General features: G+C 64.1%; 19 protein-coding genes. 7 read left to right on the top strand and 12 right to left on the bottom strand.

Going from position 1 to position 20601, the window contains the following annotated elements:
- Positions 1–6 precede the first annotated feature (6 nt).
- The 5 genes from ABIG06_RS27325 to ABIG06_RS27305 form a co-directional block, all read right to left on the bottom strand.
- Positions 7–1974, bottom strand: coding sequence for a TonB-dependent siderophore receptor (locus ABIG06_RS27325; RefSeq protein WP_370139309.1), 1968 nt, complete (start codon positions 1972–1974; stop codon positions 7–9).
- 551 nt (positions 1975–2525) lie between these two features.
- The gene (locus ABIG06_RS27320; protein WP_370139308.1) at positions 2526–5090 is read right to left on the bottom strand and encodes a cation-translocating P-type ATPase; all 2565 of its coding nucleotides are present in this window, start codon (positions 5088–5090) and stop codon (positions 2526–2528) included.
- Positions 5087–5254, bottom strand: a complete 168-nt coding sequence (locus ABIG06_RS27315) for a hypothetical protein (protein ID WP_370139307.1) — start codon at positions 5252–5254, stop codon at positions 5087–5089. Before ABIG06_RS27315 ends, ABIG06_RS27320 begins: the two co-directional genes overlap by 4 nt.
- A 148-nt stretch (positions 5255–5402) precedes the next feature.
- Positions 5403–5546: a hypothetical protein gene (locus tag ABIG06_RS27310; protein ID WP_370139306.1), complete on the bottom strand. Its 144-nt coding sequence runs from the start codon at positions 5544–5546 to the stop codon at positions 5403–5405.
- Positions 5547–5685: 139 nt separating this feature from the next.
- Positions 5686–6309 (bottom strand): ParB-like protein, encoded by a 624-nt coding sequence (locus tag ABIG06_RS27305; RefSeq protein ID WP_370139305.1) that lies wholly within the window; start codon positions 6307–6309, stop codon positions 5686–5688.
- A gap of 321 nt (positions 6310–6630) precedes the next feature.
- Between ABIG06_RS27305 and ABIG06_RS27300 the strand changes: the two genes are divergently transcribed.
- The 6 genes from ABIG06_RS27300 (at position 6631) to ABIG06_RS27275 (ending at position 11418) form a co-directional block, all read left to right on the top strand.
- Entirely contained in the window at positions 6631–6972 is a 342-nt protein-coding gene (locus tag ABIG06_RS27300) for a hypothetical protein (RefSeq protein ID WP_124158672.1), read from the top strand.
- 234 nt (positions 6973–7206) lie between these two features.
- Positions 7207–7494 carry an acyl carrier protein gene (locus tag ABIG06_RS27295; protein WP_007592476.1) on the top strand — a complete coding sequence of 96 codons (288 nt, stop codon included), beginning with the start codon at positions 7207–7209 and terminating at the stop codon, positions 7492–7494.
- Positions 7495–7504: 10 nt separating this feature from the next.
- Positions 7505–7975, top strand: a complete 471-nt coding sequence (locus ABIG06_RS27290) for a 3-hydroxyacyl-ACP dehydratase FabZ family protein (protein WP_370139304.1) — start codon at positions 7505–7507, stop codon at positions 7973–7975.
- Positions 7972–9177, top strand: coding sequence for a beta-ketoacyl-ACP synthase (locus tag ABIG06_RS27285; RefSeq protein ID WP_370139303.1), 1206 nt, complete (start codon positions 7972–7974; stop codon positions 9175–9177). The genes ABIG06_RS27290 and ABIG06_RS27285 overlap by 4 nt, the downstream gene beginning before the upstream one ends.
- A 22-nt stretch (positions 9178–9199) precedes the next feature.
- Positions 9200–10477, top strand: coding sequence for a beta-ketoacyl-ACP synthase (locus ABIG06_RS27280; protein WP_124158669.1), 1278 nt, complete (start codon positions 9200–9202; stop codon positions 10475–10477).
- A gap of 8 nt (positions 10478–10485) precedes the next feature.
- Complete coding sequence (locus ABIG06_RS27275; protein ID WP_124158668.1) at positions 10486–11418, top strand: lipid A biosynthesis lauroyl acyltransferase; 933 nt, start codon at positions 10486–10488, stop codon at positions 11416–11418.
- 24 nt (positions 11419–11442) lie between these two features.
- Here ABIG06_RS27275 and ABIG06_RS27270 read toward each other — a convergent pair whose 3' ends face one another.
- From ABIG06_RS27270 to ABIG06_RS27240, 7 genes are all read right to left on the bottom strand, one after another.
- A complete protein-coding gene (locus tag ABIG06_RS27270) occupies positions 11443–12549 on the bottom strand; it encodes a polyamine ABC transporter substrate-binding protein (protein WP_124158667.1) in 1107 nt (368 codons plus the stop codon).
- A 7-nt stretch (positions 12550–12556) separates the two neighbouring features.
- The gene (locus ABIG06_RS27265; RefSeq protein ID WP_124158666.1) at positions 12557–13738 is read right to left on the bottom strand and encodes an aminotransferase; all 1182 of its coding nucleotides are present in this window, start codon (positions 13736–13738) and stop codon (positions 12557–12559) included.
- Positions 13739–13745: 7 nt separating this feature from the next.
- Positions 13746–14072: a rhodanese-like domain-containing protein gene (locus ABIG06_RS27260; protein ID WP_162500327.1), complete on the bottom strand. Its 327-nt coding sequence runs from the start codon at positions 14070–14072 to the stop codon at positions 13746–13748.
- Between the two features lie 157 nt (positions 14073–14229).
- Positions 14230–16158, bottom strand: coding sequence for a potassium transporter Kup (locus ABIG06_RS27255; protein WP_370139302.1), 1929 nt, complete (start codon positions 16156–16158; stop codon positions 14230–14232).
- 140 nt (positions 16159–16298) lie between these two features.
- A complete protein-coding gene (locus tag ABIG06_RS27250; RefSeq protein ID WP_124158663.1) occupies positions 16299–18200 on the bottom strand; it encodes a potassium transporter Kup in 1902 nt (633 codons plus the stop codon).
- 174 nt (positions 18201–18374) lie between these two features.
- A complete protein-coding gene (locus tag ABIG06_RS27245; protein WP_124158662.1) occupies positions 18375–19205 on the bottom strand; it encodes an OmpA/MotB family protein in 831 nt (276 codons plus the stop codon).
- A gap of 22 nt (positions 19206–19227) precedes the next feature.
- Entirely contained in the window at positions 19228–20001 is a 774-nt protein-coding gene (locus ABIG06_RS27240; protein ID WP_018645542.1) for a motility protein A, read from the bottom strand.
- Between the two features lie 289 nt (positions 20002–20290).
- Here ABIG06_RS27240 and ABIG06_RS27235 point away from each other — a divergent pair, with 289 nt between their 5' ends.
- A complete protein-coding gene (locus ABIG06_RS27235) occupies positions 20291–20584 on the top strand; it encodes a hypothetical protein (protein ID WP_124158661.1) in 294 nt (97 codons plus the stop codon).
- The last annotated feature ends 17 nt before the right edge of the window (positions 20585–20601 follow it).

Genomic DNA, 20601 nt, shown 5'->3' with positions numbered 1-20601 from the left:
CGATCCTTACCAGCGATAGCTGACCGTGCCCGTGATGGTGCGCGGGCTGGTGTATTGGCAACCGCCATTCGTCGTGCAGGCAAGCGTGACGCGGTCGGCGATGTTCTTCACGTTGAGCGCCAGGTTCACGCCCTTCGGCTGGCGATAATGCAGGCCGGCATCGAACACGACGTAACCTTCGTTGATGATGGTGTTGGTGGTGTCGGCAAAGGTCGGTCCGTTGTAGCGGACGCCGCCGCCAAGTCCCCAACCGTCCCACGTGCCGCCCTGGACCGTATAGTCGAGATAGGCCGACGCCATCTGGCGGGCCACGAGCGTCGGCACCTTGCCGAGGTCTGCGGCAGTGGTGGTTTGCGTCACCTTCACGTCCATGTTGGTATAGGTCGCAACGAGGTTAAGCCCCGGCACGATCTGCGCCAACGTCTCGAACTCGATGCCGCGCGAGTTCACCTCGCCAAGCTGGACCGAGAAGCCGAGATGTGATGGATCGCTCGTGAGCGAGTTCTGCCGCGTCAGATCAAACAGCGCCACGGTCATCAGCAGGGTCCGCGATGGCTGATACTTCACGCCGACCTCATGCTGCTGCGCCGTCGTCGGCTTGAACGGGCTGCCCGCAAAGTCCGTGCCCGGGGTCGGCAGGAACGACTCCGTATAGCTGTAGTAAGGCGCCACGCCGGAATCGAACACGTAGGAGACGGCGCCTCGCTTGGTGACGGCGGTGTCCTTGGTATCGGTGGTCTTGTTGGTCGCCAAGGCGTAGGTGTTCTGTTCGGAAACGTCGTACCGTCCGCCCAATGTGAAGATCCAGTTCTGGATCTTCATCTGGTCCTGCACATAGACGCCGACCTGGTCGATCGTCTGGTTCGCCGAGGGGGTGACGAGCGCAGTCGGAATCGCGATGGCTTGGTCGTAGACTGGATTGATCTTGCTGAGCGACGGCGCACTTCCGGAATAGGTGCGGTCCGTCATGTTGAAGGTCAGATAGTCGACACCGGAGACCACCATGTGCTGAAGCGGCCCCGTGCCGAACTTGCTGATCAGGTGGTTGTCGGTCGACAGGGTGTCGACCTGCTCCTGGATGCGCATCGCGCGACGCGGAAAGACCGTGGTGGTGTCGAGCGGAGTTCCGACGAACGTCAAATAGCGATAGTCGAGCTCGGTGTGGCCATAGCGAGCCTTCGATTCGAAGATCAGATTGTTGCTGAAGCGATGCTCGAACTGGTAGCCGACACGCTCCTGCTCCTGGTCGAACCTGTTGTAGCTGGGGTCTCCGAGGAACAGCGGCAACGCCGTGATACCGGTGACCTTCCCGCCGCTGAGATGACCCATCGACAGCGGAAACGCATTGCCGGTCAGATCGTGGGTGTAGTCGGCGAGAATGGTCAGCGTGGTGTCGTTGGTCGGCTTCCAGGTTACGGCGGGAGCGATATAAGTCCGGTTGTCCTTCACGAAGTTCGAGAAGTTGGCGATCTGCGCATCGGAATCCCTGAACACGCCGGTCAGCCGATAGAGCAATGTGCCATCCTTGGTCGCGGGCCCGCCGAAATCGAAAGCGCCCTGAAACCGGTCGTAATTGCCGAACTGGCCGACGATCTCGCCGAAGGCCTTGTCGGTCGGCCGCTTGCTGATGACGTCGACGAGACCGCCCGGCGCGCCCTGCCCATACATGACCGAGCTCGGCCCCTTGATGACGTCGATGCGCTCGAAACCGTACGGCTCGTTGCGGAACAGTGACAGGAAGGCGGGATCGCCGACCTCGCGAAGCCCGTCGCGATAGGCGCCGTAGCCGTTGTTGTCGAAGCCGCGGATGAAGACATTGTCGAAGCGCGGGTCCTTGCCGCCCGGCTGAATGGCAAGACCTGCCACATACTGTAATCCTTCGACCAATGTCGTGACCGAGCGGGCATCGAGCTGCTCGCGGCTGACCACGGAAACGGATTGCGGCGTCTCGAGGATCGGGGTGTCGGACTTCATCGCAGCCGAGCTGACGACGGGTACAAAGCCCCTGACCGGATCCGTGCCGCGTTCCGTTGCAGCGGCGGCCGGCTGAGAACCGGCCTGGGACGGCTGTCCAGCCGTGCGCGATCGTGCGCGGCGGACACCTGCGGATCGCGAGCTGCGCGATGTCGTGACCGGGCGCTTGTTCGCCCGGCTTTGCTCGACCACGACCGGCGGAAGATCAGATGCGCCACTCACGCTCTGGGCTCGCGCGTCGCCGCCAAAGGCGATGGCCGGAGCAAGCGCGAGAAGAGTGCACAGCACCGACACGCGTCCGCGCTTCGTTGCGCGTGCGTCAAACGCGAATTCCAGCATTCCCAGTCCCCGAATTTACCGGGACGACCATGCAGAGACTCCGAGCGCATAATCAAAGTCTTTTGGGCGCTCGTGTCGTAGAATCTATGTAGACTGGATTCATTCTAATGGAACGACGTCAGCATCTCGCATGCGTCTTCCGCTGATTGCATGAATTCCCGACGCTGACGATGCACGGCTGCGAACCACAACGACTGAGCTGCCGCACCCGATTAGAATCGCAACCGCCGCGCCCAAATCGGTTTCAGCAATTCGAGCACCGTGATCACCAGCAATCCGGCGCCGAGCGGGATCATCAGGTCGTCCAGGTGCAGGGGACCGAAACGAAAGAGACTGGACGCCGGCGGCCAGAACAGGGCTGTGGCGAGAACGAGCGCGATCGACAGGAATATCCAGAGCAATGCCGGGTTCGGGCGGAAGAAGGCCGACAGGAAGGAGGCGCTGAAGGACCGGTTGACCAGGACCAGCGCCACGATACAGACGACGAGCGCAATGAATGCGAGCGCGCGCGCCTCGTCCGCCGGAACGCCGGAACGAAGCGCCACGACGAAGATCACGGCGATCAAACCAAATGCCATGACGCCCTGCAGGACGCTCCAGCCCACCAAGGCCCACGAGAACAGCTCTGCATCGGCGCGCCGCGGCGGGCGCGCCATGACATCGCGCTCCTCGCGCTCGGCTTCGAACACCAGCGAGCAGACGGGATCGATGATGAGTTCCAGAAATGCGATATGAACGGGACCGAGAACCAGAGGCAGCCCGAAGACCAGGGGAAGCAGGGCAAGCCCCGCGATCGGAACGTGGACGGCGAAAATGAAGGCCATCGCCTTGCGCAGATTGTCATAGATCCGGCGTCCCAGGCGGATGGCTGCGACGATGGAGCCGAAATCGTCGTCGAGCAGGACGATCGAGGAGGCCTCGCGAGCGACGTCGGTGCCCCGGCCACCCATCGCGATCCCGATATGGGCGGCCTTCAGGGACGGTGCGTCGTTGACGCCGTCGCCGGTCATCGCAACGATCTCGCCGCTGCGCTTCATCGCCTGAACGATCCGCAGCTTCTGCTCCGGCAGAACCCGCGCGAAGACGTTCACCTTGCTGACGAGCACGTCGAGCTCGCCGTCGTCCGCGAGCTTGATCTGCTCGCCGGTCACGACCTCGTTGACGTCGAGTCCCGCCTGCCTGGCAATCGCCATGGCGGTCGCCGGATAGTCGCCCGTGATCATGACGACGCGAATGCCGGCCGAACGGCATTCAGCCACCGCCTCGGGAACGCCCGGACGAAGCGGGTCGGCCAATCCCACCAGACCGACGAACCGAAAGGCGAAGCCTTCCTGGGACGGCGGCAGGTCCTCGCCGTCGAACGTTGCGGCGGCCACGCCCAGCACGCGAAGACCGTCCTTCGCCATCGCCGCGACCGCGTCCCGCATTGCCTCCTGATCCGCTCCATCCAGCTTACAAAGGTGCGCGATCGCCTCGGGGGCGCCTTTCGCCGCCGCTAGGAGACCCTGCTGATGCGACGATCGCCAGACCTGGGTCATGGCCAGCAGCTCGGGGCGCAGGCCATAGCTGCGTATCAAGGTCCGAGCGTCCGCAGCCTCGCCCTCCTGCGGGAGTCCTGCATGCAAGAATGCGTGTAGGGCCTTCTCCATCGGATCGAAGGGTTCTGGCGAGCTCGCCAGAACGCTGCAACGCGCCAGTTCGAGGAACTCTGCTCCCACAGGACCGGGCTGCGCGGACGCAGGGCGCACGCATGCGCCGTCGCGCAACCTCAGCTCCGCAACCGACATCCGGTTCTGCGTCAAGGTGCCGGTCTTGTCGGTACACAGCACCGTCGCCGAGCCGAGCACCTCGATCGCTGCGGCGCGCCGCGTCAGCACGCGCGCCTTGGAGATGCGCCAGGCGCCCATGGCCATGAAGACCGTCAAGACGACGGCAAACTCCTCGGGAAGCATCGACATGCCGATTGCAATGCCTCCAAGCAACGCTTGCAGCCAATCTCCGCGCAACATTCCGTAAAGCAGGACAGCGGCGAGGCTGATCGCCACGCCGCCGAGGAGGCAAAGCCGTACGAGTCGTGCGGTCTGCTGCTGCAGCCGCGGCGGTTCCGGCTGCAAGCCATGCAGCGACAGTCCGATCTTCCCGATCTCGCTGCGAGGGCCGGTGGCCTCGACCACGGCCAGGCCCTCGCCTCGGACGACGAGTGAACCCGAATATACGAAGGGCTGGTCATCGCCGCCCGGGCGATGATCGGCCAAGGCGGATTCGGCGGCCGGCATCTTGACGGGCTGCTTGCGAACCGGGACCGACTCTCCGGTCAGCAGGGACTCGTCGACCGCCAGATCTTGCGCACTGGTGAGCACTGCATCTGCCGGAACCCGGTCGCCTTCGGAAAGAACGAGGAGATCGCCACGGACGACGTCGCGGCCTGCGATCCGCCGGCGTTCCCCGTCCCTGACCACGAGCGCTCGCGGACTGGTCAGCTCTCGCAATGCTTCCAGCACGCGTTCGGTGCGTGCCTCCTGCACGATGGTGATCACGATGGAGATGGCGCCGAAGGCGAGGAGAAGCAGTGCCTCGCGGAGATCGCCCAGCAGGAGGTAGACCAACCCGCCGCACAGGAGAAGCGCGAGCATCGGCTCGCGCAGCACCTCGAAGACGATGCGCAGCGGAGTACGCCGTTCGGGCCGAGGCAGCTCGTTGTAACCTTCCTGTTGCAGCCTCAGCCGGGCCCCGGCTTCACTCAGACCGGCCGAACTGCCGCGTTCTGCCTCGCTCACGTCTTCCGCCGCAGGCTCCAGAGACTTCCAACGCCCAGAATAGCGGTCACGAGCAGAATCGCAACGAAGGTCTGGATGATCGTGAAGTTCAGGGCATCGCGCGCAAGGAACAGCGCGGTGACCGCGCCGGCGATGACGAAGAGAATACGAAAGATGATGCTCATGGCCATGTCTCCAGTCAGCATGACCTTGAGCCCACCTCGCCCTCGACATCGGGACGCAACGCTGCTTCGGCAATCATGCGGGCGGACCATAGCCGCCGGCCGTCGCGCAAATTTGCGGAAGATCAAGCGTGTCCGGGCCGCCAAGGCGCTAGCGGTTTGTCATCAACTCGAGCGCCGGGGCAAAACGATCGGCAAATGACAATGTCTTGGCGTGGTGAACTGCGGCAAACGATGCCGAGATCCCTGCTGAGGCGACGGCGAGCAAAGCAATGGCAAAAACCAGACGGCGCATTCCGGCCTCCTGTGTGAGCTCGATAGCCCCAAGAGATGGGGTGGCCCTGTTTCAGGACCGCTTCATGGAGACGGGAAAGTGATTTCGCTCAAGCGACCGTGATGTGGTGCGGCTGCCGGTACCGCACGGCACCACCGCCCTAATCATCGTCCGCCGGACCGCACCAGCCAGGCAGATAGATGGCATTCTTGCTTCTGGCCGCGACCATCGCCTTCTCGATCGCCCTGTCGAAATCGGACTCCACCACCTTGCGCGAGACCTGTCGGCGCAGGAAATCGGCCCACAGAAATTCGGAGAACGGCGAGGTGTCCTTGGCGAAGCCGCCTATGCGGCGCAATTCGCCGGCAAGGCTGCGAAACGGATCGTCCTTGAGGTCGGCGACCGATTTCGGCAGGTCGCGGAACGATCGCCGCTCGCCCTTGGCGTCGTAAGGATAGACCCAGCGCTTGTTGTCCATGACGCCCCAGAAGGCCTCGCGCTCGACCATCCTGAGGTCGCCGACGATGGTCACCAACACCTCCTTGACGCCTTCATCGTGCAGCGCGCGGCCAAGATGATGATGATCGATCACGTAGTAGCGCGAATCGGGGCCGCAGATGACAGGGATCATGTGCTTGCCGAGCAGATCAGCCTGCTTCTTCTCGTCGTGCTCGCGCCAGCGCTTGCGCTTCTCCTTGACCTCGCGCATGCCCACCGTCATCTGCGTCGGCCGGAGCGACAGGATCGGGACAGGATGCACTCGCGGCTCGCGCGTATTGGTCATGATCGGTAGGTCCTCGAATGGTCCGGGTTCCCGCGACTATGCCATGGGCTTCGCGGCGACAAAATGCGTTCGGAAAGGACGCGGAGATCACAAGTCGATACCGGCGGGACGAAGGGCGAACTCCGTGGCTGTTGCTATCCCTGTCTTTGCGGCGCAACCCGCACACCACGGCCGCGCGACGGCCGGTTCCGGGACGGCTCCGCACCGGCCCATGCACAAATAGTGCAAACGCACAAATGCACGCGAGCATTGAGAAGATTTTCTGCAACGCCTTCGCCACGTATGCTATCTAAATCGCTGCTTCGGAGTGATCCCCGCCCCATGAACAACCAGCGGCCCATAAGCTCGGATGACGAGCACCGGGTGCTCCAGTTCAGGCCGCGCACCTCGCCTTCCCCGGCGGTCCAGCGCGGCAGCGGCACCGTACAACCGTTGCGCGTCGCGCCCGAACGGCTGGACCTGTCGCGCTATGAGCAGCCCCGCGCCGAACCCGACAATTTCCGCCAGCGCATGCTTGCCAACATCGCGGCGCTGGCCTTCACCATCGCGCTGACCGCGATCGGGATCTGGCTCGCGGTCAGCATCGCCGACCTGCGCCGGACCCAGGATTGCGTGCTGATGGGCCGCCGCGACTGCGTCAAGATCACGACTCCGCATATTTAGGACCGTTTCGCCCGCTGGCCGCGCGGCGCAAGGGTCCCGGCGGACATCCCCAGCCTGTTCCTTTGCGATCCCCTCGGCCTGCCCGGCTCCATTGAACTCGGGGCGGCGCTCCGATATACGGGCTTTCGACCCGGCCAGAGGGGGGTTTGAGGGCGTCATTCGGGGCGCGATGCCCACCCACCGTGCCACTCTGGACAATCTGACAAATACCCGCAATATATCAAAGGCTTAGTGATGTCTTCCACATTCGATCAGGTCGCTACGATCATCGCTGAAACCTGCGACATCCCGCGCGACACGATCACGCCGGATAGCCATGCCATCGATGACCTCGGCATCGACAGCCTCGATTTTCTGGACATCGCGTTCGCGATCGACAAGCAGTTCGGCATCAAGCTGCCGCTTGAGAAGTGGACTCAAGAGGTCAACGACGGCAAGGCGACTACCGAGCAGTATTTCGTGCTGAAGAACCTCTGCGCTCGCATCGACGAACTGGTTGCGGCCAAGGGCGCGAGCGCCTAAGGGCGCAGTCATGCAACTCGAATACTTCCACATGATCGACCGCGTCGTCGACCTCAAGGTCGACGAGAAGACGATCGTCGTCGAAGCGCAAGTCCCGAAGGAAAGCACCATCTTCGAGGGGCACTTCCCCGGCTATCCCCTGATGCCCGGCGTGCTCCTGATCGAATCGATGGCGCAGGCCTCGGGCTGGCTTCAGCTCGGCGTGTTCAAGTTCGAGCGCATGCCGATCCTGGCCGCCGTGAAGGAGGCCAAGGTGCGCGGCTCGGTCTTCCCCGGCGATCTCATGAGCATCGAGGCGCGCCTCACCCATGAAGGCTCCGGCTATGCGATGACCGAGGCCAAGATCAGAGTCGGCGGCAAGCTGCGCGCCAATTCGGCGCTCACCTTCACGCTGATCCCCTTCCCCAATGCGGATATGCGCTCGCACATGGACGCGATCGCCAAGCGCGTCGGATTTCCGCAACAGGCCGTATCGACATGACTGACACTCCCGCTTCGAAGCCTGGCCAGACCGAGGTCTGGATCACCGGCATTGGGTTGGCCACCTCGCTCGGCGAGGGGCTGGACGCCAACTGGGCCGCGCTTCAGGAGAAGCGCATCAATGTCGACGAGAAGGGCTTTGCGCCCTACATCGTGCATCCGCTGATGCCTGTTGCCTTCGACAGCCAGATCCCGAAGAAGGGCGACCAGCGCCAGATGGAAGCCTGGCAGCGCATCGGCACCTATGCCGCCGGTCTTGCGCTCGATTCCGCCGGGATCAAGGGCAACAAGGACATCCTGTCGAAGATCGACATGGTCGTGGCCGCTGGCGGCGGAGAGCGCGATCTCAACGTCGACAGCGGCGTGCTGACGGCCGAGGCCAAGGGCGCCAACGCGCCCGGCTTCCTCAACGAGCGGTTGATGAGCGATCTCAGGCCGACGCTGTTTTTGGCCCAGCTCTCCAACCTGCTCGCCGGCAACATCGCCATCGTGCACGGCCTGGGGGGCACTTCGCGCACTTTCATGGGCGAAGAGGTCGCCGGCGCCGATGCCGCCCGCATTGCGCTTGCGCGCATCGCCTCGGGCGAAAGCGACATCGCGCTGGTCGGCGGCTCGCACAATGGCGAGCGCAAGGACCTGTTGGTCCTCTACGAATTCGGCGACTTCAACCTCAAGGACAAGTTCGCTCCCGTATGGGCGCGCAAGGACCACGCCGGCTTCGCGCTCGGCTCCGCCGGCGCCTTCCTGGTTCTGGAATCCAAGGGGCATGCGGAAGCGCGCGGCGCAAAGCCGTTCGCAAAATTGTCGAGCGTCGTCGCAGACCTCGCCAAGCGCAAGCGGCCCGGCGACATGGCCGCGACACTGGAGAAGCTGTGGGCCAAGCTGCCGAAGCGCGAGGGCAAGGGCGCCATCATCACCGGAGCCACCGGTGCGGAGCCCGCGACCTCGGAAGAGCGCGGCTTCCTCAAGAGCCATGCCGACTTTCCGGTGCGCTCGACCGGCACGGTGTTCGGCCACGCCATGGAGACGCAATTCCCGCTCGGAATTGCGCTCGCGGCGCTGTCGATCTCGCGTGGTGCGCTGTTCCCGCCGAACGATTCGACCGGCACCGAGATTGAAATGCAGGGGGCGCCCACCCAGATTGTGGTGGTGGGAGCTGGACACTGGCGCGGCGAAGGCATGGCGCTGGTCGAGGCAGTTTAGTTAGCTCAAGCGGGGGATCGACATGACTGCAGCACGCGATAAATTCGGGCGCCCCGTCGTCGTCGTCACCGGCATGGGCATCTTGACGTCGCTCGGGGCCGGCAAGACCGACAATTGGGCGAAGCTCGTCGCCGGCGAATCCGGCATCCGCACCATCACGCGCTTTCCGATCGACGGCCTGAAGACCACGATGGCCGGCACGGTCGATTTCGTCAGCGTCGATCCGTTCTCCTCCACCGCCCTGTCCGAACGGATGGCCGAAATCGCGACGCAGGAGGCGCTGGAGCAGGCCGGCATCGGCGCCAAGGCCGATTTCCCGGGTCCCCTTTTCCTTGCCGTTGCGCCGGTCGAGGTCGAATGGCCGCAGCGGCGCGAACTGGGTCGCGCCGTCGGCCAGCTCGACATCAACTATGACGATTTGCTGCGCATTTCCGGCGGCGGCAAGTACAGCGCCTACCATCATCGCTTCATGTTCGGCTCGGTCGCGGCATCTCTCGCCGAGACGTTCGGCACCAAGGGTTCGCCGATCTCGCTGTCCACGGCCTGCGCCTCGGGTGCGACCTCGATCCAGCTCGGCGTCGAGGCGATCCGCCGCGGCGAGACTGATGCCGCGCTGTGCGTCGCGACCGACGGTACCGTGAACCCGGAAGCGCTGGTGCGCTTCTCGCTGCTTTCGGCGCTGTCGACCCAGAACGATCCGCCGCAGGCGGCCTCCCGTCCCTTCTCCAAGAACCGCGACGGGTTTGTGATGGCCGAAGGCGCCGGCGCACTGGTGCTCGAAAGCTACGAGGCGGCGACTGCGCGCGGCGCGAAAATCCTCGGCGTGATCGCCGGATGCGGCGAGCTCACCGATTCCTTCCATCGCACCCGCTCCTCGCCCGACGGCAAGCCGATCATCGGCTGCATGAACAAGACGCTGGCAGACGCCGGCATGACGCCGGACCAGATCGACCACATCAACGCGCACGGCACCTCGACACCCGAAAACGACAAGATGGAGTTCAACACGACATCGGCCGTGTTCGGCGATCTCGCGCAGAAGATTCCGGTCACCTCCAACAAGTCGATGGTCGGCCACACCATCTCGGCCGCCGGCGGGGTGGAGGCGATCTTCTCGCTGCTGACGCTCGAGCATCAGCGCATTCCGCCGACGATCAACTACGACAACCCCGATCCCGCGATCCTGTTCAACGTCGTCGGCAACAAGGCGCGCGACGCCCGCGTCACTGCGGTGATGTCGAATTCGTTCGGCTTCGGCGGCCAGAACGCCTCGCTGATCCTGACCCGCGAACCGGCCTGACCGGACGCATGGCGCTGCTTCCTGCGAGCATGAAGGCCCGCGCGCGGGAGGCTGCCAAATCGCTCGGCGGAAGCCTGATCGGCGCAGCGACGGTCGCGATGCTGCGCACCACGCGCCACTTCGATCCGGTCAAGACCTCGGACTTCTTCGCGCGTGCCGTCAAGCTGATCGGGCCGCGGCTGCGCGAGCACCGCATCGGCCGCGCCAATCTCGCCGCCGCCTTCCCCGAGAAATCACGAGAGGAGATCGACCGGATCCTGATGGGCGTCTGGGACAATCTCGGCCGCGTCGGCGCCGAGTTCGCCCATATCGACCAGGTCTGGAATTACGAGCGCGATGCCCCGGAGAAGAGTCGAATCGAGATTTCCCCGCGCAGCATCGAGCTGTTCGACCAGATCCGCGACGACGGCAAGCCGGCGCTGATCTTCGCCGCGCATCTTGCGAACTGGGAATTGCCCGCGCTCGCCGCCGTCGCCCATGGACTGGATACCGCGATTCTCTATCGCCGGCCGAACATCGCCTCGGCCGATCGCATCATCCAGGAGATGCGCCAGGTCAACATGGGCACGCTGATCCCGGCGGGCCGCGACGCGCCGCTGCGGCTCGCGCAGGCGCTGAAGGACGGCAAGCATGTCGCGATGCTGATCGACCAGTATCTGACGGCCGGCGTCGAGGTCACGTTCTTCGGCCGCAAGACCCGCGCCAATCCGATGCTGGCGCGCCTCTTGCGCCAGGTCGAATGCCCGATCCACGGCGTGCGCATCATCCGCCTGCCCGACGGCCGCTTCCGCGGCGAGCTCACCGAAGAGGTCAAGCCGGTGCGCGATGCCGATGGCAGGATCGACATCCAGGCCACGACGCAGGCGATCACCAACGTGGTGGAAAGCTGGGTGCGCGAGCATCCGGAGCAGTGGCTGTGGCTGCATAGAAGGTGGCGGTAGCTCGCCGCCCGACGGGTACCTTCTCTACCGCCCCGTCTTCACCTTGGTCCAGAGCCGGTTGATGATCCGCTGCGTCGCCGGCTCGCGCGCCGTGATGACGAACAGTTTTGCGAGCGTCGCCTCGTCCGGATAGATGTTCTTGTCGTTCAGGATTTTTGGGTCGACCAGCTTCTGGCTGGCGAGATTGCCGCTCGCGTAGGACAGGAAGTCCGAGTTCTTGGCGGCGACGTCCGGGCGATAGAGGTAGTTGATCAGCTCGTAGGCTTCATTGACGTTCTTGGCGTCGGCGGGGATCGCGAGATTGTCGAAGAACATCTGCGCGCCTTCCTTCGGGATGGCGTAGCCGATCTCGATGCCGCTTTTGGCTTCCGCAGCGCGAGCGCGGGCCTGCATGATGTCGCCGGACCAGCCGACCACGAAGCAGATCTCGCCGGTCGCGAGCGCGCTGAGATATTCGGACGAGTGGAACTTGCGCACGAAGGGACGGACTTTCGCCACGGCATCGGCGGCCTTCTCCAGGTCCGCCTGCTTGGTCGAGTTCGGATCGAGCCCGAGATAGTTCAGCGCCGCCGGAAAGATGTCGTCGGCGGAATCGAGCATGTGCACGCCGCAGTCTTTGAATTTGGCGAGGTTCTCCGGCTTGAAGACGATGTCCCAGCTGTCGATCTTCGCGTCAGCCCCGAGGATCTGCTTCACCTTGGCGATGTTGTAGCCGATGCCCGTCGTGCCCCACATGTAGTTGGCGGCGTAGTCATTGCCGGGATCGTAGGTCGCCAGATGCTTGGTCACCATCGGCCAGGCGTTGGCGAGGTTCGGCAGCTTCGACTTGTCGAGCTTCTGGAAGATGTTGGCCTTGATCTGGCGTTGCAGGAAGTAGGCTGTGGGCACCACGACATCATAGCCGGACTTGCCGGCCATCAGCCGCGTCTCCAGCGTCTCGTTGGCGTCGAAAGTGTCGTAGACCACCTTGATGCCGGTCTCCTTGGTGAAGGCAGCCAAGACATCAGGCGCCATGTAGTTGGACCAGTTGTAGAAGTTGACGACGCGCTCCTCGGCCCCGGCGGGAGCGGAGAGCAACGTCAGTGCCGCGGCGATCGCGAAACCAAGCCTGGGGCAGCCGACGTTGATCATCTCGTTTCTACCTCTTGCGCCCGCGCACCGCGTCCGACAGCCGCTCCAGCGCGGTGTCGAGCGTCTCGTCCTTCTTGGCGAAGCAGAAGCGCACCACGGAGGTTACCGGGTCCTGCTCGTAGAAGGCCGAGACTGGGATCGCCGCCACCTTGTAGTCCTTCACGATGCGCCAGCAGAACTCCGTGTCGCTCTCGTTCAGCCCGAGCGGCGACAGGTCGACGGTGAGGAAGTAGGTGCCTTGCGACTTCAGCACAGGGAAGCCGAGGCTCTCCAGCCCCCTGGTCAGGCGGTCCCTGCTCCGCGTCAGATCCCTGCGCATCGACAGGAAATAGTCGTCGGACTTGCCGAGGCCGTAGGCGACGGCGGCCTGCAGGTTCGGTGCAGTGGTGAAGGTCAGGAATTGGTGCACCTTGGCAGCGACACGCAGCAAGGGCGGTGCAGCGCAGACGAAGCCGATCTTCCAGCCGGTCAGCGAGAAGATCTTGCCGGCCGAGCCGACCTTGATCGTGCGCTCGCGCATGCCGGGAATGGTGATGAGCGGGATGTGCTTGTGCTCGTCGAAGGTGACGTGCTCCCAGACCTCGTCGCAGATCGCGATGACGTCGAACTCCTGGCAGTAGCGCGCCAGCAGCTCGAGGTCCTCGCGCGGATACACCACCGCAGACGGATTCAGGGGATTGTTGAACAGCACCGCCTTGGTCTTTGAATTGAACACGCTTTTCAGCATGTCCTCATTCAGCCGCCAGTGCGGCGGCTCCAGACGCACCAGGCGCGGAATGCCGCCGGCCTGGCGGATGATCGGCAAGTACGAGTCATAGACCGGCTGGAAGCAGACAACCTCGTCGCCGGGCTGGACCACCGCGAGGATCGCCGAGGTCAGCGCCTCGGTGCCGCCGGAGGTGACCATCACTTCGCTCATCGGATCGAGCTTGAGGCCGTGCCAGTGGGCGTAATGGGTCGCGATCGCCTGGCGCAGCTCCGGCAAGCCCATCATCGACGGGTACTGGTTGTAGCCGTTCAGCGAGGCCTCGGCCGCGGCGCGCCGGATGTCCTCGGGGCCGGGATCGTCGGGAAAGCCCTGGCCGAGATTGATGGCATTGTTGTCGCGGGCGGCCTGCGACATCGCCTCGAAGATGGTGACGGGAAGGTCGGCGAAGACCTTGTTCAGCGAAGAGCTCTTGGTCGTCATTGCGCGGTTAGCCACCGACCTTGCTGGGAAGCCCCGCCGCCTTCCAGCCCAGCATGCCGCCGGCCAGATGCTTGTCGTAAGGCAGGCCCGCCGCCTGTGCCGCCAGCGAGGCCGTCACCGAACGCTTGCCCGAGCGGCAGGCGAACACGACCTCCTTGCCGGCCGGATCGGGGATCGCCTTGGGATCGAAGGTCGAGAGCGGCACCACGACGCCGTAAGGGTAGGCCTCGGCCTGAACCTCGTTCGGTTCGCGAACGTCGACCAGCAGATAGCGCCCTTCCGCGACACCCTTGGAGACCTCGTCCGGGGTCAGATCCTGTACTTGATTTGCCACATCATCCTCCAACGTCGGCAGCCGCAGCCGGGGCGATCCCGGCGGGCGGCAACCTCGCCTCTCGGGAGATGAAAATCAAGCGCTACAAAGGCTTGAGCCCCATGGCGCAAGTTAAAGCTAAATCGCAGCGACTTGAAGTCCGCTTCGAATCCCGGCCCTAGATCGTCACCTGCGTGCCGACCTCGACCACGCGGCCGGAGGGGATCTGGAAATAGTCGGTGGCGTCGTTGGCGGAGCGGCTGAGCGAGATGAACAACCGGTCCTGCCACCGCGGCATGCCGGAATGGACGGCGGGCTTCAGCGCCCGGCGCGACAGGAAGAACGAGGTCGACATGATGTCGAACTGCCAGCCCAGCTTGCGGGCGATCGCCAGCGCCTTCGGCACGTTGGGCGATTCCATGAAGCCGAACTTCAGCGTCACCTTGGAGAAGGTCGAGCTGATCTGCTCCAGCCTCACGCGGTTCGCCAGATCGATCCGCGGAGTCCGCGCGGTCTCGATGGTGAGAATGACGTTCTTCTCGTGCAGCACCTTGTAGTGCTTCAGACTATGCATCAGCGCGGTGGGCGCGCTCATTGGGTCCGAGGTCAGGAATACAGCGGTGCCCGGCACGCGCTGGGGTGGCCGCTTCTCCAGCATGGCCACGAGGTCGGCGAGCGGAAACTCGAGCTTGCGCGACTTCTCGAACAAGAGCCGGCTGCCACGCCGCCACGTGCACATCAGGATGATCATGAGGGCGCCGAGCGCCAGCGGTACCCAGCCGCCCTCGAACACCTTGAGCAGGTTGGCGGAGAGAAAGGTCAGGTCGAGGAACAGGAACGGCGCAATGAGAGCGGCGGCGGCGAATGGCGACCATCGCCAGACCTTCCAGATCACGACAAAGCCCATCATGGCCGTAACCACCATGGTGCCGGTGACCGAGATGCCATAGGCCGAGGCCAGGGCACTGGAGGAGCGGAACATGAGCACCAGCAGCACCACCGCGACCAGCAGCAACTGGTTGATGCGCGGGATGAAGATCTGGCCGGAATGGGCTTCAGAAGTATGGCGAATTTCGAAGCGCGGCAGCAAGCCGAGCTGGATCGCCTGGCGCGTCAGCGAATAGGCGCCGGTGATGACCGCCTGGCTTGCAATGACGGTCGCCATCGTGGCGAGCACGACCATGCAGCCGCGGATAAGACCTTGCGGGAAGAGCTGAAAGAACGGGCTCACGATCGCGCCGGGGTCGCTGAGGACGAGCGCCCCCTGCCCCAGATAGTTCAGTGCCAGCGAGGGCAGCACGATAGAGAGCCAGGCGAACTGGATCGGCCGCTTGCCGAAATGGCCGAGGTCGGCATAGAGCGCCTCGGCGCCGGTCACGGCCAGGAACACCGCGCCCAGCGTCACGAAGCCGATGATGCCGTGGTGGAACATGAAGGACACGGCATAGAGCGGGTTCAGCGCAAGCAGCACCTGGGGCTGCTGGATGATCGGATGGATCGCCACCGCAGCGAGGACTGCGAACCAGATGCACATGATCGGACCGAAGAAGGCGGCAACGCGAGCGGTGCCGCGGGATTGCACGGCGAACAGAGCGACCAGGATCACCACGGTCAGCGGAACGATGTAAGGCTCGAACTTGAGGGTGACGTCCTTCATGCCTTCGATCGCCGACAGCACCGAGAGCGCCGGAGTGATCACGGCATCGCCGTAGAACAGGGCGCCGGAAATGATGCCGAGCAGGACGATGCTCGCCCCGCCGTTGCCAACCGCCCGCTGGGCCAGCGCCATCAGGGCCAGTGTGCCGCCCTCGCCATTGTTGTCGGCGCGCAGCAGGATCACGACGTATTTGAGCGTCACCACGATGATGAGCGCCCACAGGATCAGGGAGAGTACGCCGAGCACAGCCGCAGGGGTCGGCAGGCCCTCTGCGCCCGAGGCCGCCATCACCGCCTCGCGGAACGCGTAGAGCGGGCTGGTGCCGATATCGCCATAGACGACACCGATACTGCCGAGCGTCAGCGCGCCGAAACCGGCTGTGGTATGGGCCTCGCCATGTCCGCTGGCCGCCGCCGTCTCCGGGGCGGGAACTGCTACGTCACTGGTCATGGAAGAGCCCAATGGCCTCTACAATGCTTCACGGCACAACGGCGGAGGAGCGCGCGGCTTATAGGCTTGCGCTACCGGCATGGCCTAGGCCGATTCCAGACCATAGCCATGCCAATTTTGCATGGGTTGGCCGGTTGCGTTCAAATAGTGACTTGGGTTCCGACTTCAACCACTCGCCCTGTGGGAATCTGGAAATAGTCGGTGGCATCGTTGGCCGACCGGCTCAGGGCGATGAACAAATGGTCCTGCCACAGCGGCATGCCCGATTGTGCGGAGGCTTTCAGCGACCTTCGCGACACGAAGAACGAGGTCGACATGATGTCGAACTGCCAGCCCTGCTTGCGCGCGATTGCGAGCGCCTTGGGGACGTTCGGCTGCTCCATGTAGCCGAAGCGCAAGCGGACCTTGGAGAACTTGTCGCTGATCTTCTCCATCCTGAACCGCTCCGACAGGTCGACCCGAGGCGTCTGCGCTGTCTCGATGGTCAGAATCACGTTGTGCTCGTGCAGCACCTTGTTGTGCTTGAGATTGTGCAGCAGCGCGGTCGGCACGAAAGCCGGATCGCTGGTCAGGAACACCGCAGTGCCCTTGACGATGTGCGGCGGCCGCTTCTCCAGGCTCCGGATCAGATCGTCCAGCGGCACCTCGATCCGGCGGGTCTTTTGGATCAGAATTCCGGAGCCCTTGCGCCAGGTCCAGATCGTCCCCGCCATGACGACGCCGAACAGCAGCGGCACCCAGGCGCCATCGAGGAGCTTGAGCAGGTTGGCGCTGAAGAAGCTCAAATCGACGATGACCAAGGGGACGATCACCGCCGCGGCCGTCGCTGCCCGCCAGTTCCACAACTTCCAGATCACGACGAAGCCCATGATGCCGTCGGCGACCATGGTGGTGGAGACCGCAATGCCGTAGGCCGAGGCCAGATTGCTGGGAGTGTGGAACAACAGCACCAGCAGCATCACGCCGATCAGCAGCAGGCGGTTGACGCGCGGCAGATAGATCTGGCCGGCATGGGATTCGGAGGTGTAGCGCACCTCGAAGCGAGGCAACAGACCGAGCTGCACGGCCTGATGGATCAGCGAATAGGCGCCCGTGATCACCGCCTGGCTCGCGATCACGGTTGCGGCAGTCGCAAGTCCGACCAGCGGCAACACCAGGCTCTCGGGCACCATGCGATAGAAGGAGTGTTCGATCGCGCTGGGATCGGACAGCACCAGCGCACCCTGCCCGAAATAGTTGATCAGGAGCGCCGGCAGCACGAAGAACATCCAGGCCGACTGGATCGGCTTACGGCCGAAATGGCCGAGATCGGCATAAAGCGCCTCACCGCCCGTCACCGCCAGGAACACGGCGCCGAGGGTCACGAGGCCGATTACGCCATGCGACAGCACGAACTGCACTGCGTAATAGGGATTGATGGCCGCCAGCACCGTGGGGTCGTCGGCGATGTGGACGGCCCCCATCACGGCGAGAACGGTGAACCAGACCACCATCACCGGCCCGAAGGCTGAGGCGACCAATGCGGTCCCCTTGCTCTGGACCGCGAACAGCAACACCAGAATGAGGACGGTGAGCGGCACGACATAGTGCTCGAGCGCGGGGGTTGCGAGCTTCAGGCCTTCGACCGCCGATAGCACCGAGATCGCCGGCGTGATCATGGAATCGCCGATGAACATGGAGGCGCCCACCACGCCGAGCGCGAGCAGAACCCAGCTTCGCCGCCCCAGCGCGCGCTGGCCGAGCGCCATCAGCGAGAGCGTGCCGCCCTCCCCGTTGTTGTCGGCGCGCAGCAGCAGCAGGACGTATTTGGCGGTGACGACGATCAGGAGCGCCCACAGAATCAACGAGAGCACGCCGAGCACGATGACCCGCGAGACCGGCTCGCCATGAGCCGCGCCCTTGACGGCCTCGTGGAATGCATAGAGCGGCGAAGTGCCGATATCCCCGAAGACGACGCCGATGCTCCCGAGCGTAAGGGCCCAAAAGCCTGATGTGACCGGCTGCCCGTCCTGAGTCTCGGTCGATGTGATGCTCGCCGTCATGGGGGTGAGAAACGCTTCGTCCCTGAATTCGATCCGGCGCCTTTTGACGCTTCCGGCGCCCCTGTCAATCGGCCCAGCACCATAGCAGTCGCCGGAACAGAAGCTGTGACGTCGCAGCAACGTTCATCGTCAGCGCGACGACATGCCTCAGGTAAAACGGTAACGCAAGGGGGGTTACGGCTTCAGATTCGGCGGCAGCGGTGGATCTTCACGCATCAGGGTGATGGTCACCCGACGGTTTGCCGCAAGCGAGGGATCGTCCGGAAACAGCGGCTGGGTATCCGCCTTGCCCGAGACGGCGAAAACATGCGACGGCGGCAGGCCTTCGCGTTCGAGGATTTGGCGCACGGCGTTGGCGCGGTCGGCCGACAGATCGAAGGCGCCGTAGTCGCTGCGGGTCGGTACGAATCCTGCCGCGGTATGGCCGGCGATGGACACGCGGAGCGGCGTGGCCTTGAGCGGGATCGCGAGCTTCTCGATCAGTCGCCGGGTACGGTCATAGGGCACCTTGGAACCATCGGCGAACATCGAGCGGCCGTCCTGGTCGACGATCTCCAGGTTGAGGCCCTGCTTGGTCTCCTCGAACATGATGTGCTTGGACATCTCGGTCAGTTCCGGCATGTCCTGCAGCGCCTGGCGCAGCGAGGCGGCGGCCAGCGCGAAATTGCGGTCGACCTTGATCTTCGCCCCCGACGTCTTGTCGCGGTCCTCCTGGTCCGGGGTCGGCGTGTTGGAGGCGTCTTCAGGCTGGATGTGATCGACGTTCTTCAGCCGCGGGCGCGTCGGCAGGCCGTCGGACTCGACGATGCCGGAGTAGCGCGCTTCGCTCTGAACGCCGAAGGCGTCGCGCATCGAGCCAGCGACGATCTTCAGTTTGTTGGCGTCCTGCGTCGAGAACGCCACGAGCATGACGAAGAAGCTCATCATCAAGCCCATGAGGTCGGCGAAGGTCACGAACCAGCCGTGACCGCCGCCATGCGCATCGCCGCGTTTCTTCTTGGCCATTTCTCAAATCCGGCGGGCGGGCTTACGCCGGCACCGGTTCGCCCTCGGCGTGACGATGCTTCTCCGGCAGGTAGGCGAGCAGCATTTCGCGCACGAGCGTCGGGCTCTTGGAGTCCCGGATCATCAGGATGCCGTCGATGATCAGGGTGCGGTTGGTCTCCTCGTCGAGCAGCTTGCCGTGCAGCTTGTCGGCGATCGGCAGGCAGAACAGGTTCGCGACCAGCGCGCCGTAAAGCGTTGCGAGCAGCGCGGTCGCCATGAACGGGCCGAGCTTGGAAGGGTCAGTCATGTTGGCGAACATCTGCACCATGCCGATCAGGGTGCCGATCATGCCGAAGGCCGGGGCGCAGTCGCCGATGGCGCGGTAGATCTTGCTGCCCTCGTCGAGGTGCATCAGGAAGTTGTCGCGGTCGCGCTCGAGATTGTCGCGGATGAAGTCGAGGTCGTAACCGTCGGCAACGTAGCGGATGCCCTTGGCGAGGAACGGCTCGTCGGTCTCCACCTTTTCGAGGCCGACCGGGCCCTGCTTGCGCGCGATCTCGGCAATGCGGGCGAGTTCGTCGACGAGGTCGTGCGCCGACAGCCGGCTCATGGTGAAGGCGAACTTGGCGCCGAGCGGAAGGCCGTGCAGGAGCGCCGAGAGCGGAAAGCGGATCATGGTGGCGGAGATCGAGCCGCCGAAGATGATGATCATCGCATGTTCGGAGATGAACATGTGGAGATCGCCGCCCATGAATATCATCGCGGTGATGACGATGATGCCGGCCGTGAGCCCAACGCCCGTCATGATATCCATGGGATACTCCAACGCGTACGCAACAACGGCCGTCCTGGCCGCTGGCGCGGCCCAACCCCGAACCGCATCGGAAACCCTAGAGCGCCGCCCTTAAAGCCGCGTAAAGGTTAAGTTGAGCCGGCGCGCCAGACCGGCGCATCGCGCCGAAATGCAGCCGACTTTGCCGACTGCAGTCAGGAATCTCAACGCTTTGCTAACCATGACTGCGGCCCTGCGCCACATTCGAGACGGGCGACGATGCAGTATCATCCTGTGGGCTGCGGCATGCTCGATCGCGGGAGCCATCGCGATGTTGACGCTGTTCGGTCTTCTCACCGCCCTGCCCGCCGTGCTGGCGCTCCATCTGCTGGAGCCGGAACTCGTCCTGCCGGCCTTCAGCCTCGTGCTCTTTGCCGAGGCCGCCCTCGCGGTGATGGCAGCGCGTTTGATCCAACTCCCGGTCAATGCGGAGGGTATCACGCTATGGGACCTTGCCGGCGGCTTCACCCTGATCGGATGCGCCGCCGCAGTGTTCGCCGAGCCGGATCAAGCGGTCCTGTTTCTGACGGAACAAGGCGACCCACGGCCGGCATCGCGGCCGTAAGGTCTTTCAATCGCGCG

Origin of the sequence: Bradyrhizobium sp. USDA 326 (assembly GCF_049739485.1) — a bacterium.
Classification (GTDB): domain Bacteria; phylum Pseudomonadota; class Alphaproteobacteria; order Rhizobiales; family Xanthobacteraceae; genus Bradyrhizobium.
Note: the sequence above shows the minus strand (reverse complement) of the source record. Positions and strands in the feature narration are given on the sequence as shown.

Excerpts from the sequence above, each read along its gene's own strand:
- ABIG06_RS27325 (WP_370139309.1), bottom strand. The coding sequence starts at position 1,974 with ATGAAGTCCGACACCCCGATCCTCGAGACGCCGCAATCCGTTTCCGTG.
- ABIG06_RS27315 (WP_370139307.1), bottom strand. The coding sequence starts at position 5,254 with ATGAGCATCATCTTTCGTATTCTCTTCGTCATCGCCGGCGCGGTCACC.
- ABIG06_RS27310 (WP_370139306.1), bottom strand. The coding sequence starts at position 5,546 with ATGCGCCGTCTGGTTTTTGCCATTGCTTTGCTCGCCGTCGCCTCAGCA.
- ABIG06_RS27305 (WP_370139305.1), bottom strand. The coding sequence starts at position 6,309 with ATGACCAATACGCGCGAGCCGCGAGTGCATCCTGTCCCGATCCTGTCG.
- ABIG06_RS27300 (WP_124158672.1), top strand. The coding sequence starts at position 6,631 with ATGAACAACCAGCGGCCCATAAGCTCGGATGACGAGCACCGGGTGCTC.
- ABIG06_RS27295 (WP_007592476.1), top strand. The coding sequence starts at position 7,207 with ATGTCTTCCACATTCGATCAGGTCGCTACGATCATCGCTGAAACCTGC.
- ABIG06_RS27290 (WP_370139304.1), top strand. The coding sequence starts at position 7,505 with ATGCAACTCGAATACTTCCACATGATCGACCGCGTCGTCGACCTCAAG.
- ABIG06_RS27285 (WP_370139303.1), top strand. The coding sequence starts at position 7,972 with ATGACTGACACTCCCGCTTCGAAGCCTGGCCAGACCGAGGTCTGGATC.
- ABIG06_RS27280 (WP_124158669.1), top strand. The coding sequence starts at position 9,200 with ATGACTGCAGCACGCGATAAATTCGGGCGCCCCGTCGTCGTCGTCACC.
- ABIG06_RS27275 (WP_124158668.1), top strand. The coding sequence starts at position 10,486 with ATGGCGCTGCTTCCTGCGAGCATGAAGGCCCGCGCGCGGGAGGCTGCC.
- ABIG06_RS27270 (WP_124158667.1), bottom strand. The coding sequence starts at position 12,549 with ATGATCAACGTCGGCTGCCCCAGGCTTGGTTTCGCGATCGCCGCGGCA.
- ABIG06_RS27265 (WP_124158666.1), bottom strand. The coding sequence starts at position 13,738 with ATGACGACCAAGAGCTCTTCGCTGAACAAGGTCTTCGCCGACCTTCCC.
- ABIG06_RS27255 (WP_370139302.1), bottom strand. The coding sequence starts at position 16,158 with ATGACCAGTGACGTAGCAGTTCCCGCCCCGGAGACGGCGGCGGCCAGC.
- ABIG06_RS27250 (WP_124158663.1), bottom strand. The coding sequence starts at position 18,200 with ATGACGGCGAGCATCACATCGACCGAGACTCAGGACGGGCAGCCGGTC.
- ABIG06_RS27245 (WP_124158662.1), bottom strand. The coding sequence starts at position 19,205 with ATGGCCAAGAAGAAACGCGGCGATGCGCATGGCGGCGGTCACGGCTGG.
- ABIG06_RS27240 (WP_018645542.1), bottom strand. The coding sequence starts at position 20,001 with ATGGATATCATGACGGGCGTTGGGCTCACGGCCGGCATCATCGTCATC.
- ABIG06_RS27235 (WP_124158661.1), top strand. The coding sequence starts at position 20,291 with ATGTTGACGCTGTTCGGTCTTCTCACCGCCCTGCCCGCCGTGCTGGCG.